Annotated in this window: 20 protein-coding genes; 14 read left to right on the top strand and 6 right to left on the bottom strand. The window is 66.7% G+C overall.

Annotation, left to right across the window (positions count from 1 at the left end; genetic code table 11):
- Positions 1 to 7: 7 nt before the first annotated feature.
- The 14 genes from mycP (at position 8) to IE263_RS16520 (ending at position 10,048) form a co-directional block, all read left to right on the top strand.
- Positions 8 to 1,246 carry a type VII secretion-associated serine protease mycosin gene (mycP, locus tag IE263_RS16585; RefSeq protein ID WP_229911014.1) on the top strand — a complete coding sequence of 413 codons (1,239 nt, stop codon included), beginning with the start codon at positions 8 to 10 and terminating at the stop codon, positions 1,244 to 1,246.
- A gap of 126 nt (positions 1,247 to 1,372) precedes the next feature.
- The gene (locus IE263_RS16580) at positions 1,373 to 1,792 is read left to right on the top strand and encodes a WXG100 family type VII secretion target (RefSeq protein WP_189937093.1); all 420 of its coding nucleotides are present in this window, start codon (positions 1,373 to 1,375) and stop codon (positions 1,790 to 1,792) included.
- Between the two features lie 43 nt (positions 1,793 to 1,835).
- A complete protein-coding gene (locus IE263_RS16575; protein WP_189937091.1) occupies positions 1,836 to 2,156 on the top strand; it encodes a WXG100 family type VII secretion target in 321 nt (106 codons plus the stop codon).
- Positions 2,156 to 2,491, top strand: coding sequence for a hypothetical protein (locus IE263_RS16570; RefSeq protein WP_189937089.1), 336 nt, complete (start codon positions 2,156 to 2,158; stop codon positions 2,489 to 2,491). The genes IE263_RS16575 and IE263_RS16570 overlap by 1 nt, the downstream gene beginning before the upstream one ends.
- Positions 2,492 to 2,543: 52 nt before the next feature.
- Positions 2,544 to 3,083, top strand: a complete 540-nt coding sequence (locus IE263_RS16565) for a hypothetical protein (protein ID WP_189937087.1) — start codon at positions 2,544 to 2,546, stop codon at positions 3,081 to 3,083.
- Positions 3,055 to 3,909, top strand: coding sequence for an RNase A-like domain-containing protein (locus IE263_RS16560; RefSeq protein WP_189937084.1), 855 nt, complete (start codon positions 3,055 to 3,057; stop codon positions 3,907 to 3,909). The genes IE263_RS16565 and IE263_RS16560 overlap by 29 nt, the downstream gene beginning before the upstream one ends.
- Before the next feature lie 18 nt (positions 3,910 to 3,927).
- Entirely contained in the window at positions 3,928 to 4,491 is a 564-nt protein-coding gene (locus tag IE263_RS16555) for a hypothetical protein (protein ID WP_189937082.1), read from the top strand.
- A gap of 59 nt (positions 4,492 to 4,550) precedes the next feature.
- Positions 4,551 to 4,850, top strand: a complete 300-nt coding sequence (locus IE263_RS16550; protein ID WP_189937080.1) for an RNase A-like domain-containing protein — start codon at positions 4,551 to 4,553, stop codon at positions 4,848 to 4,850.
- Positions 4,851 to 4,866: 16 nt separating this feature from the next.
- Positions 4,867 to 5,562 carry a contact-dependent growth inhibition system immunity protein gene (locus IE263_RS16545; protein ID WP_189937079.1) on the top strand — a complete coding sequence of 232 codons (696 nt, stop codon included), beginning with the start codon at positions 4,867 to 4,869 and terminating at the stop codon, positions 5,560 to 5,562.
- A gap of 208 nt (positions 5,563 to 5,770) precedes the next feature.
- Positions 5,771 to 6,208, top strand: a complete 438-nt coding sequence (locus IE263_RS16540) for a DUF2563 family protein (RefSeq protein ID WP_229911013.1) — start codon at positions 5,771 to 5,773, stop codon at positions 6,206 to 6,208.
- Positions 6,208 to 7,914, top strand: coding sequence for a hypothetical protein (locus IE263_RS16535; protein ID WP_189937076.1), 1,707 nt, complete (start codon positions 6,208 to 6,210; stop codon positions 7,912 to 7,914). Before IE263_RS16540 ends, IE263_RS16535 begins: the two co-directional genes overlap by 1 nt.
- 123 nt (positions 7,915 to 8,037) lie before the next feature.
- Positions 8,038 to 9,213 (top strand): S8 family serine peptidase, encoded by a 1,176-nt coding sequence (locus IE263_RS16530; protein ID WP_373311993.1) that lies wholly within the window; start codon positions 8,038 to 8,040, stop codon positions 9,211 to 9,213.
- A gap of 114 nt (positions 9,214 to 9,327) precedes the next feature.
- Positions 9,328 to 9,666, top strand: coding sequence for a WXG100 family type VII secretion target (locus IE263_RS16525; RefSeq protein ID WP_189937072.1), 339 nt, complete (start codon positions 9,328 to 9,330; stop codon positions 9,664 to 9,666).
- A 79-nt stretch (positions 9,667 to 9,745) separates the two neighbouring features.
- A complete protein-coding gene (locus IE263_RS16520) occupies positions 9,746 to 10,048 on the top strand; it encodes a WXG100 family type VII secretion target (RefSeq protein WP_189937065.1) in 303 nt (100 codons plus the stop codon).
- A 110-nt stretch (positions 10,049 to 10,158) separates the two neighbouring features.
- On the opposite strand, the gene IE263_RS16515 is transcribed toward IE263_RS16520, so the two are convergent.
- From IE263_RS16515 to eccCa, 6 genes are all read right to left on the bottom strand, one after another.
- Complete coding sequence (locus IE263_RS16515; protein WP_189937063.1) at positions 10,159 to 10,740, bottom strand: hypothetical protein; 582 nt, start codon at positions 10,738 to 10,740, stop codon at positions 10,159 to 10,161.
- A gap of 59 nt (positions 10,741 to 10,799) precedes the next feature.
- Positions 10,800 to 11,351: a hypothetical protein gene (locus tag IE263_RS16510; protein WP_189937061.1), complete on the bottom strand. Its 552-nt coding sequence runs from the start codon at positions 11,349 to 11,351 to the stop codon at positions 10,800 to 10,802.
- Between the two features lie 209 nt (positions 11,352 to 11,560).
- Positions 11,561 to 13,678, bottom strand: a complete 2,118-nt coding sequence (locus tag IE263_RS16505) for a DUF6571 family protein (RefSeq protein WP_308430622.1) — start codon at positions 13,676 to 13,678, stop codon at positions 11,561 to 11,563.
- Positions 13,679 to 13,683: 5 nt separating this feature from the next.
- The gene (locus IE263_RS16500) at positions 13,684 to 14,211 is read right to left on the bottom strand and encodes a hypothetical protein (protein WP_189937059.1); all 528 of its coding nucleotides are present in this window, start codon (positions 14,209 to 14,211) and stop codon (positions 13,684 to 13,686) included.
- 111 nt (positions 14,212 to 14,322) lie between these two features.
- Positions 14,323 to 14,505 (bottom strand): DUF6199 family natural product biosynthesis protein, encoded by a 183-nt coding sequence (locus tag IE263_RS16495; protein ID WP_189937057.1) that lies wholly within the window; start codon positions 14,503 to 14,505, stop codon positions 14,323 to 14,325.
- Positions 14,506 to 14,630: 125 nt separating this feature from the next.
- Positions 14,631 to 18,599 (bottom strand): type VII secretion protein EccCa, encoded by a 3,969-nt coding sequence (gene eccCa / locus IE263_RS16490; protein ID WP_189937055.1) that lies wholly within the window; start codon positions 18,597 to 18,599, stop codon positions 14,631 to 14,633.
- Positions 18,600 to 18,897 lie beyond the last annotated feature (298 nt).

Raw genomic sequence — 18,897 nt, 5'->3', positions numbered from 1 at the left:
GGCGACAGTGCTTCGTACGACGCTGGTGGCGGCCGCGACCCTGCTGACGGCGACCACGGTCCTCGTGCCCCCCGCGGCCGCCGCGGACAAGCTGCCCTACTCGGACCAGTGCCAGTTCCCCAACGGCCTCTACCCGGGCCGCCCTTGGTCCCTGCAGCGCGTCCTGCTGGACGAACTGTGGAGCCAGTCCCAGGGCAAGGGCGTGCGGGTGGCGGTCATCGACACGGGCGTGGACGTGAAGAATCCGCAGCTCACCGACGCGGTCGATGTGAAGGCCGGCCGCAACCTCCTGCCGAAGAACCTCAAGGACGAGGACGGCGACCCGATCGAGCGGGGCAAGGAGAACGGCACGACGGACACCGTCGGCCACGGCACCAAGGTCGCCGGCATCATCGCGGCCCGCCCTGCCGCCGGCACCGGCTTCGTGGGCCTGGCCCCCGAGGCGACGATCATCCCGATCCAGCAGAACGACGCGGAGGGTCACGGCACCACCGACACCCTGGCCGCCGCGATCCGCTACGCCATCCAGGCCAAGGCCGGGGTCATCAACATCTCCCAGGACACCTCGAACGCGATGAAGCCCTCCTCCGACCTGGAACGGGCGATCGACGAGGCGCTGGCCCAGAAGATCGTCGTCGTGGCGTCGGCCGGCAACGACGGCCTCGGCGGCAACGTCAAGGAGACGTACCCCGCCTCCTACGACGGCGTCCTCGCGGTCGCCGCCTCCGACCGCAACAACGAACGCGCCTCCTTCTCCCAGTCCGGCGACTTCGTCGGCGTCGCGGCCCCCGGCGTCGACATGATCTCCACGGTCCCCCAGGGCGGCCACTGCTCCGACAACGGCACGAGCTTCTCGGCGCCGTACGTCGCGGGCGTCGCGGCGCTGATCAAGGCCAAGCACCCGGACTGGACCGCCCGCCAGATCGTCGCCCAGATCGAACAGACCGCGGAACGCACCATCGACGGCCACGACCGCCTGGTCGGCTGGGGCGTCGTCGACCCGGTCCGCGCCCTCACCGAGGACGACCACCCCATCGAGTCCCCGTCTCCCCAGGGCGGCCTCGGCAGGGCGGAGGCACCCACCGCCGCCAAGTTCCAGACCGGCGAGACCCCCGACGAACGCAACGCCCGCCTCGCCACGTACGTGGCCGTGGCCGCGGCGGTCCTCGTCGCCGGCCTCGGCGGCACGGCGGTGGCGATCCGGGACGCGCGGAGGCGGGCGCGGAGGGTTTCGGGGGCGGAGTAGAAGAAGGGAGCCGCCATCTCGCAGTGACAAGGCCCGAGTTGAAACGTACGGCCGTCACCGACTATAGGATCATCACAGCAGCAAAAAGACTTGTGATGCCGATGTGACGGGGGACGGAGGCACAGCATGGGCGTGCCCGGAGTGGGCCCAGGGCAGAAAAGCGGCACTGATCTGAGGGTGTCCGCACAGGACCTCACCAAACTCGCCAACGACCTGGACGACATGCAGGATCACCTGGACAAACAGGTCCGGCGCATGGACGCGATCGTCGACAGCATCGAGGCGGGCTGGCAGGGCCCGGCGGCCTCCGTGTACCGGGACTTCCACCGCGCGGCCACCGAGGACGCCGTACGCATCCGTGAAGTGATGAAGCTGCTGGAGGAGGCCGTACGGCTGAGCCGCGACGGCTTCTCCCAGGACGACCTCGATGTGCTCGCCCGGATGCGGCAGATCCAGGTGGACGTCGAGAGCGAGGTGGACCGGCTGTCGACGCCGAACACCGAGACACCGGTGCCGGCACCGCGCAGCAGCCTCGACGACCTGTAGCCCTTCACCGAACCGCCGTTGCCGAGACGAACACAGGGGGATCATGTCGACCGGCGCCGCACCCGAACCCGACGAGTACATCTCCGTTTCCTTCGCCGCCCTCCAGGAGCTGGCCGGCGACCTCGAGGACATCCTCAAGAAGCTCAACAGCAAGCTGGACGGCCTCTACGACCGCGTCGTGCCCGTCGTCCTGTCCTGGGAGGGCGAGACCCGCGACGTCTTCGTCGACAAACTCGACGAGTGGGACCGCTCCGCCCAGGACCTGCAGGCGGCCCAGAAGTGGCTGCACGAGGTGGTGACCAGCGGCCACAGCGGCTACGCGGCCGCGCACCAAGCGGTGCTGCGCGGCTGGGGCGGTGCCTGATGGCCGACAAGCTGCCCTCGGACGAGGAACGCGCACAGGAACGCGCGGCCACCCGGCCTTCTTCGCCCAAGACCGACGGCGGTGGATTCGATGTGGAGCCGCAGCACGTGTATTACACCGCGCTTGTCGTGCGTGACGGGCAGTTCGACTACGACAAGGGCGCCAAGGCACTCGTCGACGTGCTGAACGAGTACAGCCAGTCGGCGGGAACCGGCTGGGGCGCGGACGAGTTCTCCGCGGCGTACAAGTCGGTGAACGAGAAGTTCCTGGAGCTCTGGGCGAAGAGCGTGGTCAGCGTGGGCGGTGTCGCTGTCGGCCCTGACGGACACGAGTAACAAGTAGGTCCAGGCCGACTGGCAGGCCCGCCGGATGTACGGCCCGCCGCCCGTGGAGAAACAGCCGCCCGCCGTCATCGAGAACCAGCCCAGGTACGGCCCGGTCAACGACATCAAGTGGACCGGCACCGGCGAGGACGCGGACTCCTGGGCCATCTCCGGAGTCCTCGGCGAGGTCCCCGACTTCCTCGCCGACGTCATCCGGCCGACGATCGAGCACGGCCTGCGGCTCGGCAAGATGCACGAGATCACCCCGGGAGCCAGGGACGACGAGCTCAAGGCCATGGCCACCGCCTGGAGAGCCGTCGAAAAGGCCGCGAAGGTCGCATCGGACAACTTCAACAAGGCCATCAAGTTCATCACCAACAGCAAGGGCAACGACGAGTGGCAGGGCGCGATGAAAGCGTTCTGCCAGACCATCTGGGGCACCACCGAGTGGGGCAGGACCTACGACAACCAGATGAACCGGATCTCCATCGGTCGAACTTGGAAGACGGACCGCAACGTCGTGCCCGCGAAGCGGCGGCCCATCATCGAGATCCTCCGCGAAACAGCGACCGCCCGTGCAGCAGACCCTCGACCATCTCGCTGATGTGCGCAAGGAGACCGCGGACACCACCACCCGGCTCGCCGCGGAGGCCACGAAGGCGACGGTCAAGGACCTGACCACGGGCCTCGACCTGTTCGAGTTGACCCGGCTCGGTGCGACCATGCTCTTCGGCGAGATCGTGTTGAAGTTCCGCTCACACATGGACAAGGCGGCTGCCGACAAGGCGGTCGAGGCCTATCACCAGGCCTTCAGCGCCGCCGCCACCAAGCTGAAGGGGCTGGAGCGCGAACTCGACGAGGCGCTGCTCAGCGTGCCGACCTTCCGCGCGGAGGCGGCACGCGCGGCGGCGTACGGGGCGCGCTCCCTGAACGACTTCAAGAAGGAGCACAGCTGGCAGCGGCCGGAGAGCCAGATTCCCTACAAGTACAGCCTCGATCTGGCGACCGAGGAGGAACTGTACGGAGGGCACAGCATCGACAAGCATGTCGGGCTGACGGATGACCAGCTGACGCAGCGGTTGCGGGACGAGGCGACTGGGGCGGGCAAGGTCGATATTCCCGCGGCTTCCTCCTTCACGGACCTGGAATCGGCGCAGTATTACACTCAGTACAATGTCCGGACCAATACGGCGGAAATCGACAAGTGGCTTCAAGGCCCACCGCCTCCGGTGCCGGGTGAAAGGCAGGACTTCTCCGTGGATGCGGTGCCCTCGGGGCCTCTGGGGATTCCTGCAGTGACAGGGCGTACGGCGCCGGTGGTGAACGATCAGCCGACGCCACCACAGGACGCTCATGGTGTTCTGACCGTACTCAAATACGAACCGAACCTGGACCCGCCGTTCGTGGTCCTGACGTCCATGCCCCAATGATTGAGTGAGGAGACAGCGATGGCCGAACTCGACGAGCGGTCGTGGTCCAATGCGATCGACATGTACGAGCGTCGGGCGACCATTGCCAAGGTGACGAGCAGGGAGCACGAGAACTGGGTGCTCGACGTGTCCACCCTGATGCGCGGTGACACCCGCGACGCCCGCGGCTGGCGCACGGTGGACAGATGGGAGGGCGAACTCGAAAGGCTCGACGAACCGTTCTACCCCTTCGCCATGCCTCCGGAAGCAGTCGCGACGCCGGACGCCTGGAAGCCCTATCTGTATGAGATCCCGCGTTCTCAAGCCGTACGGTTCCTCGTGGCCCTTTCCACGCCCTGGATCGATGTCACAAAGGAACCGGATTTCGAGGAACGTAGGGAGGCCCTTGAAGCTAACGCACGCGTCATCCTGTCGCGCTTCCCTGAGGGCTCGCACTTTTATGCGAACACCGGGCGCGGTAGCGATACCCGTGACTACTACCAGCGGGTTTCTCGCTGGTACCCCTTTTCCGTGCGCACCTTCGACTTCGGCTTGGTACTCGTGTCGGAGACGGAGGTCGGGATGGTTTGGTCATTCCGCTGATGTGATGCGATCCGCAGTACTGCCCCGATCCTCCGTACTGCCCACCATGGAGAAGCCCCTTGCGTACCCGCACCGCCACCTACCCCGACCGCGCGACCGCGCAGTGGGCGACCCAGCACGTGGTTACCCGCAACGAACAGGTCATCCACAGCTGGCTGGCGCGGTCCACCCGGCAACGGCTGACGATCGAGGCAGTGTGGCCGTCCCGAGAGGAGCCCGTCGGGCGGGTGCTGCTCCAGGCGATGGCGCTGGCGGGCCGCGGCGCCGTCGAGGTGCGGGCCGTCCGGGTCGTGTTGCGCCGCGAGCCGTCCGCCGCGCACGGGTTCGCCGTGCACGCCAGTTTCCCCGTCTACCTGTGAAGGCAGTGGACCCACCGTGGCGCTGACACCCCTTGAACACGACCGCCGTTACGGCGAGTTGGACCAGGTCCTCCGCGCGTACGCCGGCCAGCCGGCCGACGACACCGAGGAGAAGCCGAGCGCGGCTCTCACCGCCTACCTGCGGCACACCTGGCACACCCGCCCCTGGGCGCTCGCCATCGCCGAGACCCAGCTACGGGAGTACGCCCGCAACCCCCCGGGGCGGCTGAGGGTCCGGCTCGGGGAGTTCTACGCCCTGCCGGACGTCGGCCTGCCCGACGCGGAGATCCTGGACTGGCTGACGCTGCTCGCCGACCACATCAAGCGCAGCGTGGAGGAGAGCCTGGTCCCGCCCCCGGCCGCCCCCGCCACCCACTGGGAGTGGAACGCCCGCTTCCCGGAACTGGGTCAGTTCCTCGGAGGCTGGTTCTCCCAGGACATGCCGGACGAGTTCGACGACCACGACGCCGCCGTCGACGACTACCGCACGACCACCGATCCGCACCTCGTGGCGCGCCTCGCGGGCGAACTGCGCGAGCTGCTCGCGCTCGAGCTGGAGGAGTCGGACTACGCACTGGCCGTCGCCGAGCTGGGCATGGAGGTCGATGTGCTGGCGCCGTACTCACCCAGCGGCTGGCTCACGCTCGTCGCGGGCCGGCTCGGTGCTCCGCGGGCCGAGTACGGGCCCGGCACGCAGGGAGACCCGCCGTGACGGTGCCGGTGGGCCTGCCGTAGGTGAAGGCCATGGCGTGCCGTGCCGTGAAGAATCGGTGAAGCTTCGATCAGCGGTAGCACGACTGTTGCATATGGCAGTTGGGACTGTCAGTGGAAGTCATTAGAGTGGTCATGTTGCGGTCATGAACACTTGAGGGGCGTGGGCTGCTCAGGACAGGCAGCGGACAACGGGGAGGGAAAGCTTCGTGCTTCCTGCAGACATGGGTGGGGGCGCCGCCGCCGACGTGCGGCGGGGCCTGATGGCGCTTTCGACGTTCAAGAAGCGCGTGGACGACCTGCTCAAGGCCTTCGAGGACTCAGCGGGCGGCTCGTCGAAGGTCGCGACTCACGGCCTGTCGCAGGCGGCCTTCGGCATGGGCAACTTCCCGGAAGCGAAGGCACTCCACCTGGAGTACGAGCGCGTTCACGAGCGCATCACGGCGCTGTCCAAGTCGCTCGGTCTCCAGTTGGAGGCGATGCAGATCGCCGTCCACGGCGTGGACGTCAACTTCGACAACCTCGAAATGGACCTTCGATACCGGTTCCACGAGATCCGGAGTGAGGTCAACCAGGAACGCGACGAGATGCTCAACGAGCAGATCAAGCGTGACAACAAGGCCGACCACACTGACGCGGGGTACTGATGAGCGGCGACAAGAACAAGCAGCCGAACGTCCACGAGGCGGAACACCAGGAAGCCGCCCAGCAGAACGGCACCCTCGACGCGGTCATGAATATGACCAAGGTGATCAACCCCTGGGGTCCGAACCGGGGTTTCCACTTCGGCAAGACCAGCTTCGAGGGCTACGACCTCAACGAGATGATCGACATCGTCGAGTCCGCGAGCCCGGAGCTCGTGGAGGCCGCCGGCACGGCCCTCGTCGACGCCCGGGACGCCATCAACGAGGCCGCCGCGGAGCTCAGCGTCAACATCAACGACGTCGACTGGGAGGGCGAGGCCCACACCGCGTTCCACACCTGGGGCATGGACCTGGTCAACACCGCCTACGATCTCGCCACTTACGCCGACACGGTGGGCACCCAGGTCATGGCGGCGAGCGCCGGCCTCGCCTCCGTACGCAAGTCCATGCCGCCGCGTGACACCCGCTCCGACCCCAAGGCGGTCGACGACATCCCCGAGGCCAAGCGGGTCGACAGCAACGACGAGTACACCGCTGCGGTGAAGGCGGAGGGCCACCGGCAGGAAGCCATCAACCAGATGTACCGGCTGGCGTCGTTCTACACGGTGTCGAGCGGGATGATGCAGACGGCTGAGGAGCCGGTGTTTCCTAAGATGCCGGATGTGGGGGTGCCTGCGCCGCCGCCGGGCTGGAAACCTCCGTTCGAGGGACCGGGGAACGGGTCGCTTTCCACTGGGGTCGAATCAGGATCCACCCGCCACGACTCTGTGGACTCCGGAGTAGCGCGATCGCGTGCGGAGGACTTGCCGTCGTCCCACAAAACCGCGGACGAGCGTGTCTTGTCTCCGGAACGGCACGTCGGCACTGAGATCGACAGCGTTGGTACCTTGCCGCCGCAGGAGACCATGAAGCCGGCGCCCGTCACGTCGCCGTCGACGACAGGTCCCAACGTCACTCCCGTGGGGGCTCCTCCCTTTGCCCCCGTTGCGGCACCTCCTGTTTCGCGCGGGCAGGTCGGACGCACCTCAGGCTTCGGCGGCGTGCCCGCGACCAGGACTCCCGCCTCGGCACAGGGGCGAGCTGGTGGTATGCCGCCTGGAACCCCGGCAGGACGTACGGGAACCGGGCCCATGGGACCAGTGGGACGTGCTGCCACGCCAGGGCAGGCAGTCAGTCGCACAACTGGCCCCATGGGGCGAGGCGTGATCGGCGGAGTGCCAAGGGCTACTGGACCAACAGGCGGGCAGACGGGCGGCATCCCGCGTGGTCCTGTCACCGGAATGGGAGCCACGAACCCCAGGCCTACCGTCGCCGGCCGGGCCGGCGTCGGGCGTACCACCGACGGCGTCGTCGGCGGGAGGCCTGTCACCGGAGCCACCCCTGGCGCCAGCGGTTCCACGGTGCCGCGTGGCACCGTCATCGGCGGTCAGAATGCACCCACCTCGCGCGGTACGGGCGAAAGGCCGGGCCAGCGTGGAGTGATCGGGGCGCCGGGTTCGACGACCGGCGGGGGACAGACGGCTCGCCGTACTGTCGGCAGTCCTGATGGTGTGGTCGGAACGCCGACAGGGCGGGCTTCCGGAGCCAGGAACGGCGGACACAGGCCCAGCGACACCGGCGTGAGGCGTGTTCCCCCAGGCAATCAGAGCTCCGGCGAGACGCGTGCGCGCCGTGACGAGCGGCGCGACGGGACGTCGTCGACCGACTGACCGGACAAGAGCGAGGACAAGCGAGGCATGGTGGCAGGGATCAGCCGATGCGGCGGGTGGAGCGCGACTTTCACGGGACGGAATGGAAGACGGGTTTCCGCTGTTTGGTCGACACTCGGTGCCTTGGCGGCCCTGTCGGCAGGTTTGGCTCCGAGTGCGGCAGCAGCAGACGTCCAGTCCCAGCAGTGGTATCTGTCGGCAATGAAGGCCGACGAGATGTGGAAGGTGAGTACCGGCCAAGGCGTCAAGGTGGCCGTTGTGGATACGGGAGTTAACCCCGACACTCCGTCACTTAAGGGCCAAGTGCTCGTCAACGAGGTTCCGAAGGCCGTTGCCTATAAGGCGACTGACGACTATTTGGGCCATGGGACAAGCATGGCGGAACTCATCGCAGGCACCGGGGCCGAAGGTGGCCTCAAGGGCCTGGCCCCGGGTGCGAAGATCGTCCCTTACCGAATCGCGCTCAAAGGTCAGAATAAGTCCGATTTGGAAAAGGCTCCTGATGAGGCGGCGGTGATCAGGGCCATCGCTGACAGTGATGTCAAGATCATTAACATGTCTTATGGTGGCAACATCGACGAGCCCGATGTGAAAGCAGCCGTCAAGTACGCCCACTCCAAGGGCAAGCTGATGATCGCCGGTACCGGCAACGACGCCCAAGAGAAGAACTTCATCGGATACCCCGCCGCCTACCCCTACGTAGTCGGCATCGCCGCTTCAGACAAGTCCGGAACGGTCGGAAAGTTCTCCGAGCACGGCAACTACGTCGACCTGGCCTCCCCTGGTCTGGACGTCCCCACCTGGTGCGACAACACATTCCGTTCGTACTGCACCGGCCAGGGCACCAGCCAAGCCACCGCCATAGCCTCCGCCTCCGCCGCCCTCATCTGGTCCGCCCACCCCGACTGGACCGCCAACCAGGTCCTCGCCAGTCTCATCGACACCGCCGGACGCGACTGGGCGAAGGACGACCCGAGCACGTACCTCGGCTACGGGCTGATCCGCCCCCGCAAGGTGTTGGAGAACAGCGCCATCAACCCCGGTTCGGCCGGCACCGACCCGCTCGCCAAGGAGAACGCGGCGGGTGTCACGGACGCCACGGGCGCCAAGCCGTCCGCTTCCGCATCAACCTCGTCACAAGCGCCCAAGGACACTTCAGGCGGCCAGACTTCGGCGGCAGGATCAAGCTCGGAATCCTCCGACAACACCACGATGTGGGTGGCCCTCGGAGCCGCAGGAGCTGTTCTGGTGATCGGGGGCGGCGCCTTCGCGGTGATCCGTTCGCGGCGAGGAGCATGACGACTCACGCACGACTCACGTACGACTCAGACACACCTGAGTACGGCGATCAGCGCGGCACCACTCGGGGACGCGCGGAAACGAACCACAGCTCTCACGAAAGGGAGTGCCGACATGGTCGACCGCAAGCTCAATGAAAGCGACGTACAGAAGCTTCAGACGGAAGTCATCGATCGCTACGACAACATCCGGCAGTCGCTCGCGAAGCTCCAGGGCACGATCGACATGATCGAGAAGCACTGGACGGGCCAGGGCGCCATGTCGTTCAACACGAAGCAGACGGAGATCAACGGCCACATGGCCGGGATCGGGAAGATGCTCGACGACTTCCTCGAGGGCATCCACATGAACAAGACCGACAAGCGCAACCTCGAAGACCAGATCGAGGCCGACATGACCAAGATCCAGGTCGACGATCTCGGTGGAAAGACTTCGGCGCTCAACAGCTACTGACGAGCCATCGGCGGCACCGAGCCGCACCGCTGTCCGGGCTGCGGAGTCCGGCTGAAATCTTCAAAGAAACGAGGGAACCATGTCCGGAGTCCACTACGACGAACTTGCCGTCACGTACGGCACCATGGACGCGCTCGCCACCGAGCTCGGCAACCAGGCCACGAAGCTCGAGGAAGACCTGGAAGCCCTGAAGCAGGCCGTGCTCAACGTGTCCGCGGGCTGGGGCGGCGAAGCGTACAGCGAGTTCCAGAAGAAGGCCGGCCAGTGGGACACGCACGCCCGGGGCATCCACTCGGCGCTGGTGCAGATCTCGAAGCTGGTCCACACCGCCGGCGGTGACTACCGGGGCGGCGACCTGAAGGGCGCCAGCTACTTCATGTAACGCCGAGCAGCACAGCTCAACAGGGTGGGCACGCACGGGAGGTGCCCACCCTTTGCTGTACCGGAATTCACGTTATGCCGCATGCAGCGGCGACATCCGGCGATCTCGGGTCACATGTCGCACTTGGCTTTGCCGTGGGAGTAAGAAGCGGCGTGCTTCACCAACTTGATCAATTCATCACGGGCTGCGGTATCGCTGGTGCTGCCCGCCTGCTTCAACTCGACGGAAACACTCACGTTGTACTGCCCGCCCGGGACCTTCCCTGCTGAGGTGCAGGGCATGAAGATGGCCGCGAATCGGCTGGAGGCTACGGCTTTCTTATCGTCGGTAAAAGGCGTGAGCGATGCGACGGACGCATTGTTCGCAGCCGTACCCTTGACCCACCGCGTCCAGCTGGCTGCCGACTCGTCTCGCATTAGGAGGGACTTTGCGACCAGTAGTTGCTTGCCGCTTCCAGAGACGAAACAGGACGGCTCGTAGACCGTGTCAGTGACTGCGGCGCGGGGTTTCACATCGTCTTCGAAGGAGTACGAGGATTCTTCGGGCAGTACCTTCCGCAGAGCCTCAGCAGCGTTGGACGAGGAGCCCAGAGACGGGCAGACCTCGTCTGCCTTGATCTCGCTCTTGTCCTCACCGGCGCAGCCGACGAAGGTAAGCAGAACGGCGCATACGAGAGACGCCGATCTCAGCACACTACGGCTCCGCATTGAGAGACCTTTCCCACCCCGCACTTGGGTTCCTGTCACGGTCGTTACTTGGCTCCCTCCTTGCACTCCGCCGATTTCTCTACCGCTTTTGTGAAGGAGATGATGAGGCGCTTCATCGCTTCGGCATCCCGATGCTTTGATCCTTGGGCTTGGATCGCCGTATACAGTGCTTGCTTGTTCCTCGTGTCAACGCAGTTTTGCGTCTTGCCGAAGGCCTCGTAACCCGAGTATCGGAATCTCCCCTCGTCTGCAGAATTCTTGGGAGTGTCAAGCGTTTGGCCGTATGCGAAGTTTTCTGTCGTAGTCCCCTCTTTCAGCCATGTTTGGCTGGTGGTCACGATGAGCGTATCGTCGACCACTATCTTGCATATGGCGGTCCATGAGTATGATTTGTCTCTGATGGTGATTTTCTTTCCGGCTGGAAGGAAGGGCGCCAGATCGTCGGCGTTGATCGCCGTACCACATAGGGAGTCCGGAACGGTGTACTCGCGTTTCGGCTCATCGCCGGAGCAACCTGAAAGGGTGAAAGCGAGAGCTGTGACTGTGGCAAAAGTAGCCATCGGAGGGCGCTTGAAGGCTCTTCGGTGGTGATTCATGAATCTCCCTTCCGGGCAGCGTGTTATCCGAAATCTGTGGTACTTCCTGGAGCCCCTCCGTCGAGAATCAGTCGCGCATTGTAGTAGCCCTGGCGTGCTGACTCCCTGGCTGTAGCGTCAAGGTCTTCAGAGTCGGTCAAACCGTACTTATCCACTGCCGTTCGGGCTGCGGATTCTGCGATGGCCATATTTCTCACCTGGCCCTCTTGTCAAAACTCTCCGCCAGTCTTCTTGGCGTCGTCCATCGCATTCCCCTCAGCATTCTGGAATACCGATTCCAGGACCATGCTGGTAACAGTGCCCGCTCCTCCGCCAACTAGGGCACCTACCCACGGGGTTGCGATAAAAGAAGTGCCTACGCCGACAGCGGTGCCGACCCCACCGGAAATCCAGTTCTTGCGCTGAGCCACAGAGTGTTCGTACGCCTTGTCCTTGTCCGAGGCTTCACTCCCGATGGCCTCCTGGACGCCAAGCCCTAGAGTGCCGGACACTTCCCCCGATCGCGAAGTGATCTGTTGGACGATGAGCTCGGGGCTATCGGGGACGCGTAGCGCCGGCGGCAGGTCCGGGTTCAGGTGGTAGTCCATCAGCTTGCCCATGTATGCCTTCTGGCCAACCTCAACAGCGGCGTAACCCTCCTCATTCTGTCCAACGGCAAAGAGAAGCTTGGTTACATCCGTGTGCTCGAGCTTGGCTTCGGATCCGGAAATGGGGTACAGCTTTGCAATGTCCTGCCACGGTTCCGACTCTGGGTCTCTCTTCACATCGCTCATGGCCCGGTTCATGTCCGGCAGATACTCCGAGGCGATCTGACCGATGCTGTCGGACATGTACCCGTACTTGGTCAGCCGCTCAGGATCGTCCCCGATCGATGCGACCAGGCTCTCCATGAGCTTTGTCTGTGCTGCATTGTGCGGAGGCGTGTCGACCGTCGGCGTCTCCCCAGCCGGATGCCCCGTAGTAGCCGCCTCCAGCGCCGCAGCCAGGTAGTTCCGCCCCGCGATACTGTCCTCGCCCTTGGCGTCCCGGTCCTGCGGCCAGTCCCGCTCCTCGAAGAGGTAGTCGAAGTTGCTGAGGGTCCGCCTGCCCTGCTTGCCGTCGCCGTCCGTGTCGTGGGTGAAGTCGTGGTCCTCGTCCTTGGTGACGAAGGTGCCGTTGAAGAACTTCGTAGCCGCGTCAGGGCTGTTGGAAAGTGCTTTGAGGTATCCGGTCATCGGATCCCAGCCCGAGTCGGTGCCGGTGCGGTTGAGGAGAGGGTCGGCGCCGGTGCCGGCCCAGGCACCGTGCCGGCCGTTGCCCGTGAACTGTTTCTCCGTCTCGATCAGCTTGTCGCCGTAGTCGACGAGGAACCGGTCGTCGTAGTCGCCCCACCGCATCAGGTTGGACATGACCTGACCACCGAGGGGGAAACCGCCGTTGCGGCCCACCGGCTTGTCGACCAGGTCGACCATGCTGGATTTCCACTCGGTCATGCCGGCGCTGTCGCTCTGCGAAGCCGTGGCGAGCGCGAGACTGAGGTTCTTCTGCAGGTCGTCGTACTGGTCGGCCCGCTGCTGGCCCAGTTTCCAGGCACTGTGCGGGTCGTTGATACCGGTCCAGAAGTCGAGGGTCCCTTCCGCCCCCAGGCGGGTAGCGAAGCGTGCCGCGAACAGTTCGTCGTCCGCGTTCTTCTTCAGGATCGTGTTGAGCCGGTCGAACTCCTTGGGCGTCAGGTCCTCGGGATTCTTCTTCGCCAACTCGGTTAGCTCATCGGCCTCCTTGATGGCCTCGGCCGCCGAGTCCCGGTCGGCGTAGTCGACGTCCGAGAAACCCAGCTTGCTCTGATCGGCGATTGCCATCAGGACGGTGCTGGCCGAGGTGTCGCTCTCGGTCGCCTTCTCCAGGATCTTCTGGATCTCGTCGCGCAGCGCGGTGATCTCACCCTGGTTGTCCTTGTCCTGCTGGGCGCGCCCCTCCGGCGGGACGCTGGACGTGACCGTGAACCCACCCTCGTAGCCGATCACCGTCAGGTTCTTCTGACGGCCCCGCTCGATGGCGTCGTTGAGCTGCCCCTTGTAGCTCTTCAGCTCGTCCCGGGTGTCCCTGAGGATCTTGTGAATGGACGAGGCCTGACTGTGTGCGTCCGTGAACTCCCCGGCCGTCTTGCCGATGAACTCCTTCGACACGGTTGCGTTGTAACCCGCCCAGTTGGCCTTGTTGGCGGCGCCGTGGAGGCCCTTCTCGGCGGCGTCCATCAGCGTTTCCAGGTCGTCGACCATCGTGGACCAGTCGTCGACGGCGTCGTCGAGCAGACCGAAGTCGATGTTCCGAAGGGCGTCGAGATCCATCAGTCCTACTTGCCCTTCTCGTCGTCCTTCTTGTCATCCTTCTCGCCGTACACCGAGTTCGGCTTGCCGGGATCACCGACGCGTTCGTCGAAGCCCGCGTCCAGCACGTCGATGCTGCTCATCTGTCGGCGGATGTAGTGGTCGTCGCCGGCATGCAGCTTCTTCGTGACGGTCATGTGGTTCGAGATGTGCGCGCACGCGTCCCTGAGGGAGCCCAGCTGTTCGTCCCAGCGGAGCGCGACGTGCTGAAGCGCGCTGCCCAGGGCGAAGCCGGCAGTGCTGAGCTTGCCGGCGGCACGCTCACTGGTGGGTACCGCCCGACGCCCCTTGTTCCAGAGATCGTTGTATAGATCGAACGCATGGGTGCCGATCTTCGCCAGGTCGCTTTGGCTTGCCTTCAGCTCGCCGTACTGACCGGGATCCGGCGCAGGACGTACCGGGCCGCTGCCGGGATCCAGCTGGTTCAGCTGCATGTGGGGCGCACCCCCCGCGGCCGCCTCCGCCTTCAGCTGTTCCCATTCGTCCCACGCCATGGGCGTGCCCCTTCCCCGTGTCCCCGTGAAAGCCCGCGTATCGGGCGGGTTGCTCCTGTCAGTCACCAACAGGCCAGATCCGCGAACTCGATTCAAGCGAGTTCACGGATCTCACCACGTGAATGTCCACAGGACCATGCCCATCATGACCGCGGCACAGAGGAACGCCACGATCCGCTTCGACCGGTACGCCGAGTCCGACGGCTCGTTAGCCGCCGGATCCCGGAACCGCCACCACAGCGCGCGCTGGTCGGCGGCGCCGAGTCCCGCCAGCGCCAGGGCCAAAAGGATCATGAAGATCCTCATACCCGCCATCAGCGCGTCCCTCCTCGCGTCTCGTACGACATATCAGACGTCCCCCTGACGCCCCCCGGCGCCGAGTACGACAACTCACGTGCCCAGGACGGCCCCTCAGAACGTCAGTACGTCCCTTCCGGCACCAACCCCACCTGCACCAACGGCTTCCCCCGACGACGGGAGACGAAGACGCCCCGCCCCGCGGGCATCGGCCGGGGCCGGACCCCGCCGAGGACGTCTCCCTCTCCGGGGTCACCCGCCAGCACCACGCCCTGCGCGCCCAGTTCCTTGATGCGCTGCATGAACGCCTCGTACGCGGCCCGTCCCGCGCCGGCCGTGGAGCGCGCGATGATGAAGCGCACGCCCACGTCCCGGGCGAACGGCAGCAGTTCCGTGAGCCCGGCCAGCGGGTTTCCGCTGGACGTCGAGACGAGGTCGTAGTCGTCGATGACGACGAACACGTTCGGCCCCTGCCACCAGCTGCGGTCCCGCAGCTGCTGTGCCGTCACGTCCGCGGTCGGGGTGCGGCGCTGCATCAGGTTGGCGAGGGCGGACATGTGGTGGTCCATGGCGTTGGACATCGGGATGTACTCGGCCAGGTGGGAGGACGGGGTGACGTCCAGCAGGGAGCGCCGGTTGTCGACCACGAACAGCTTGCACTCGTCGCCCGAGTAGCGTTCCGTCAGCTGCTTGATCAGCAGGCGCAGCAGGTTCGACTTGCCCGACTCGCTCTCGCCGAAGACGAGGAAGAACGGGTCCTGCTCGAAGTCGACGAAGACCGGCTCGAGGGCGTTCTCGTCGAGGGCGAAGGCGACGCCCTGGCGCGGGAAGCGGTTGCCCGGCGGCAGCTGGGCGGCCGGGAACTCCCGGGGCAGCAGCCGTACTTCGGGAGCCGGCGGTGCCTGCCAGTGGCGGGAGACCTCCGTGGCCAGCGCCTGCGTGGCGTCGGAGAGGTCGGTGTCCGAGGCGAGCCCGTCGATGCGGGGGACCGCCGCCATGAAGTGCAGCTTCTGCGGCGACTGACCGCGGCCCGGAACGCCCACCGGGACGTTGGCGGCGACCTTGCGGTCCATCTCGGAGTCCATGGTGTCGCCGAGTCGCAGTTCCAGGCGGTTCATGAGGTGGTCCTTCATGTTCGCCCGGACCTCCATCGACCGTGACGCCGTCAGGACGACGTGGATGCCGTAGCCCAGGCCGCGCGCCGCCATCTCGAGGACGACCGGCTCCAGCGTCTCGTAGTCCGCCCTGAAGTTGCCCCAGCCGTCGATGACCAGGAAGACGTCGCCCCAGGGCTGATCGGTGACCGAGATCTCGCCCCGCGCCCGGCGGGCCCGGAAGTCGCCGATCGACGGGATCCCGGCCGAACGGAAGTACTCCTCGCGGCGCGTCATCACGCCGTACACCTCGGCCACCGTGCGCCGCACCCGCTCCGGGTCCAGACGCGAGGCCACCCCGCCCACATGCGGCAGACCGGCCACCGACGCCATGCCGCCACCGCCGAAGTCGAGGCCGTAGAACTGGACCTCGTACGGCGTGTGGGTGAGGGCGAAGGAGCAGATCAGCGAACGCAGCAGGGTCGACTTGCCGGACTGCGGGCCGCCGAGGATCTGCATGTGGCCGGCCGCGCCGGAGAAGTCCACCCAGAGGGCGTCACGGCGCTGCTCGTACGGCTTGTCCACCAGACCGACCGGCACGACCAGGCGGCCCGCGCCCTCGTAGCCGGGCTGGGTGAGGCCGCGGTCCTGCACCGCCGTGAGGCCGGGCAGGAGGGCGTCGAGCGACGGCGGGCTGTCCAGCGGCGGCAGCCACACCTGGTGGGCCGCCGGGCCCTGCGCCTCCAGCCGGCGCACGATCACGTCGAGGACGGTGTCCGCGAGGGCCTCGTCGACCTCCGGCTCGTCCCCGGAGGACTGCTGGGGCACCTGCACGTACCGCACCGGCACCTCGGCCGCCGTGAACAGCACCGGCCGCCGGTCCACCGGCAGCGGACCGCCGCTCAGTGCCGCCCGCTGCGTGCCCGAACGGTAGACGCCGGAGACGTAGGCCGCCTTGAACCGCACCATCTCGTTCGTGCCGAACTTCAGGAAGCCGGAACCCGGCACGTTCGGCAGCTCGTAGGCGTCGGGCACACCCAGCGCCGCGCGCGACTCGGCCGCCGAGAAGGTCCGCAGACCGATGCGGTACGACAGATACGTCTCCAGGCCGCGCAGCCGGCCCTCCTCCAGGCGCTGTGAGGCCAGCAGCAGGTGCACGCCGAGCGAGCGGCCGATCCGGCCGATCTGCACGAACATCTCGATGAAGTCCGGCTTCGCCGTCAGCAGTTCGCTGAACTCGTCGATCACCAGGACCAGGGAGGGGATCGGCTGCAGGGGAGCGCCCGCCGCGCGCGCCTTCTCGTAGTCGTGGATGTTGGCGTAGTTGCCGGCGTCCCGCAGCATCTCCTGGCGGCGGTTGAGCTCGCCGCGGATGGAGTCGCCCATGCGGTCGACCAGGGTCAGGTCGTCCGCCAGGTTGGTGATCACGGCCGCGACGTGCGGCATCTGTGCCATGCCGGCGAAGGTCGCGCCACCCTTGAAGTCGGCGAGGACGAAGTTCAGGGTCTCCGAGGAGTGGGTGACCGCGAGGCCCAGCACCAGCGTGCGCAGCAGCTCGGACTTGCCGGAACCGGTCGCGCCCACGCACAGGCCGTGCGGGCCCATGCCCTCCTGCGCGGCCTCCTTGAGGTCGAGCATCACGGGCCGGCCGTCCTCGCCGACGCCGATCGGCACCCGCAGCCGCTCGGCCAGCGAACGCGGCCGCCAGGTGCGCCGGGTGTCGACGGACGCGGCGTCGCCGAGGTTCAGCAGCTCGGTGAACTCCAGGTTGGCCAGCAGCGGTTCGTCGTCGTCCCCGCCGGACGCCATCCGCAGCGGGGCCAGTTGCCGGGCGAGCACCTCCGCGGACTCGTACGACAGAACATCAGGCGTCCCCTCGTAGACGACACCGTGCCCCGACTCCAGATGCAGCGCGCCGGGCTGTACGACGATGGAGAGGTCGCCGCCGGTCCCGGTCAGTTCGCCGGGGACGACCTCGAGGACCGTCACGCCCTGGAGTCCCTCGGGGTTGGCCAGGAGCGAGTCGGGGGCGAGCGAGACGCCGTCGAGGAGGACGACGATGTGCGGCTCGTCCGGGAGGGGCGTGGCGTTCGGGTGGAACCGGGGACGGCCGCCGAGCCGGGACGCGATCATGTTCTCCAGCTCGCGCGCGTCGCTGCCGATCATCCGGCGGCTGCCCGCGCCGTCCACGGCGTCCGACGCCTGGACGTGCGGAAGCCACTTGACCCACTCCCAGTGCGCCAGCTCGTCCCGGCCCGCCGCGACGACGAGGAGCAGGTCCTCGGGGGAGTGCAGTGCGGTCAGCGAACCGGCCAGGGCCCGGGCGGAGGACCGTACCGACTGCGGCTCGCCGCTGATCGTCACGTGGTAGAAGGCCCGCAGGGAGACGGCCATCGGCAGGTCGTCCAGGGTGCCGTGGACGGCGAGGAAGCGCTGCAGGGCGCCCGCCGTCAGCGGCTCGAGCTGTTCGACGGGCCCGGTCTCGGGGGCGACGAGCGCAGTGGCGAGCGCCTGGGGGCCGAGACCGATGCGGACCTGGGCGAAGTCCTCGTCGCCCGGCCGCCGTTCCCACACCCGGCTGCCCTCGGCGACCAGCGCCCACAGCTGCTCGGGGGAGGGGTGGAGGTAGTACTGCGCGTCCCGTTGCGCCCTCGCGGTGTCGAGCGTGGTGCGGCGGGTCTGGGCGAGGTAGCTCAGGTAGTCGCGGCGCAGGTCCGCCAACTGCCCCTGGGTGCCGCGGCGGAAGCGGACCACCATGGCGATGGACATGGCGATCGTCGAGGCGATCATGACCATGCCCATGATCCTCATGAACGGCTGCCCGCTCGTGAAGAAGAAGACCACCGAGCCACCCATGCCGAGGGTCGGCAGGAGTTGCATCAGCACGCTCTCCTGATGCCCCCGCGGCAACTCGGGCGGAGGCTGCACGGCGATCTCGCCCGTGGGCACTTCGGACGGCAGCGACCGAGGCGGCCGCTTCACGACGATGTGGCTCACTGCTCACCAATTCCCTCAGCGGCCCCGGGCAGTTCCGGGTAAGTACCGTCCGCCACCCCGTGTCAGGCGGACGCAGGCCGCCGCGTGATCCTACTGACTTCTCGTGTGACGAGGGGGCGGTAGGGTGCCGGATGTTCGCGTGAGCACATGCGACATGGGCCGCGGAGGCCGGGACATTCCGTGTGATTCGGAACGCTTCGGCGCTCGGCGGCCGCCTCACGGCGCCTGTTCCGCCGCCCGGCCGGACCCACGGGTCCCGCGGGGCGCGAACCGGCGCAGGATTTTCACACCGCCGACG

The sequence above is a fragment of the Streptomyces aurantiogriseus genome (assembly GCF_014649375.1).
In the GTDB taxonomy this organism is placed as follows: Bacteria; Actinomycetota; Actinomycetes; order Streptomycetales; family Streptomycetaceae; genus Streptomyces; species Streptomyces aurantiogriseus.
The sequence above is the reverse complement of the archived record's forward strand: the minus strand, read 5'-3'. Positions and strand labels throughout refer to the sequence as shown.

Bases quoted from the DNA above. Each gene is read 5' to 3' on its own strand.
- IE263_RS16580 (WP_189937093.1), top strand. From the start codon at position 1,373: ATGGGCGTGCCCGGAGTGGGCCCAGGGCAGAAAAGCGGCACTGATCTG.
- IE263_RS16575 (WP_189937091.1), top strand. From the start codon at position 1,836: ATGTCGACCGGCGCCGCACCCGAACCCGACGAGTACATCTCCGTTTCC.
- IE263_RS16570 (WP_189937089.1), top strand. From the start codon at position 2,156: ATGGCCGACAAGCTGCCCTCGGACGAGGAACGCGCACAGGAACGCGCG.
- IE263_RS16555 (WP_189937082.1), top strand. From the start codon at position 3,928: ATGGCCGAACTCGACGAGCGGTCGTGGTCCAATGCGATCGACATGTAC.
- IE263_RS16535 (WP_189937076.1), top strand. From the start codon at position 6,208: ATGAGCGGCGACAAGAACAAGCAGCCGAACGTCCACGAGGCGGAACAC.
- IE263_RS16525 (WP_189937072.1), top strand. From the start codon at position 9,328: ATGGTCGACCGCAAGCTCAATGAAAGCGACGTACAGAAGCTTCAGACG.
- IE263_RS16520 (WP_189937065.1), top strand. From the start codon at position 9,746: ATGTCCGGAGTCCACTACGACGAACTTGCCGTCACGTACGGCACCATG.
- IE263_RS16510 (WP_189937061.1), bottom strand. From the start codon at position 11,351: ATGAATCACCACCGAAGAGCCTTCAAGCGCCCTCCGATGGCTACTTTT.
- IE263_RS16505 (WP_308430622.1), bottom strand. From the start codon at position 13,678: ATGGATCTCGACGCCCTTCGGAACATCGACTTCGGTCTGCTCGACGAC.
- IE263_RS16500 (WP_189937059.1), bottom strand. From the start codon at position 14,211: ATGGCGTGGGACGAATGGGAACAGCTGAAGGCGGAGGCGGCCGCGGGG.
- IE263_RS16495 (WP_189937057.1), bottom strand. From the start codon at position 14,505: ATGATCCTTTTGGCCCTGGCGCTGGCGGGACTCGGCGCCGCCGACCAG.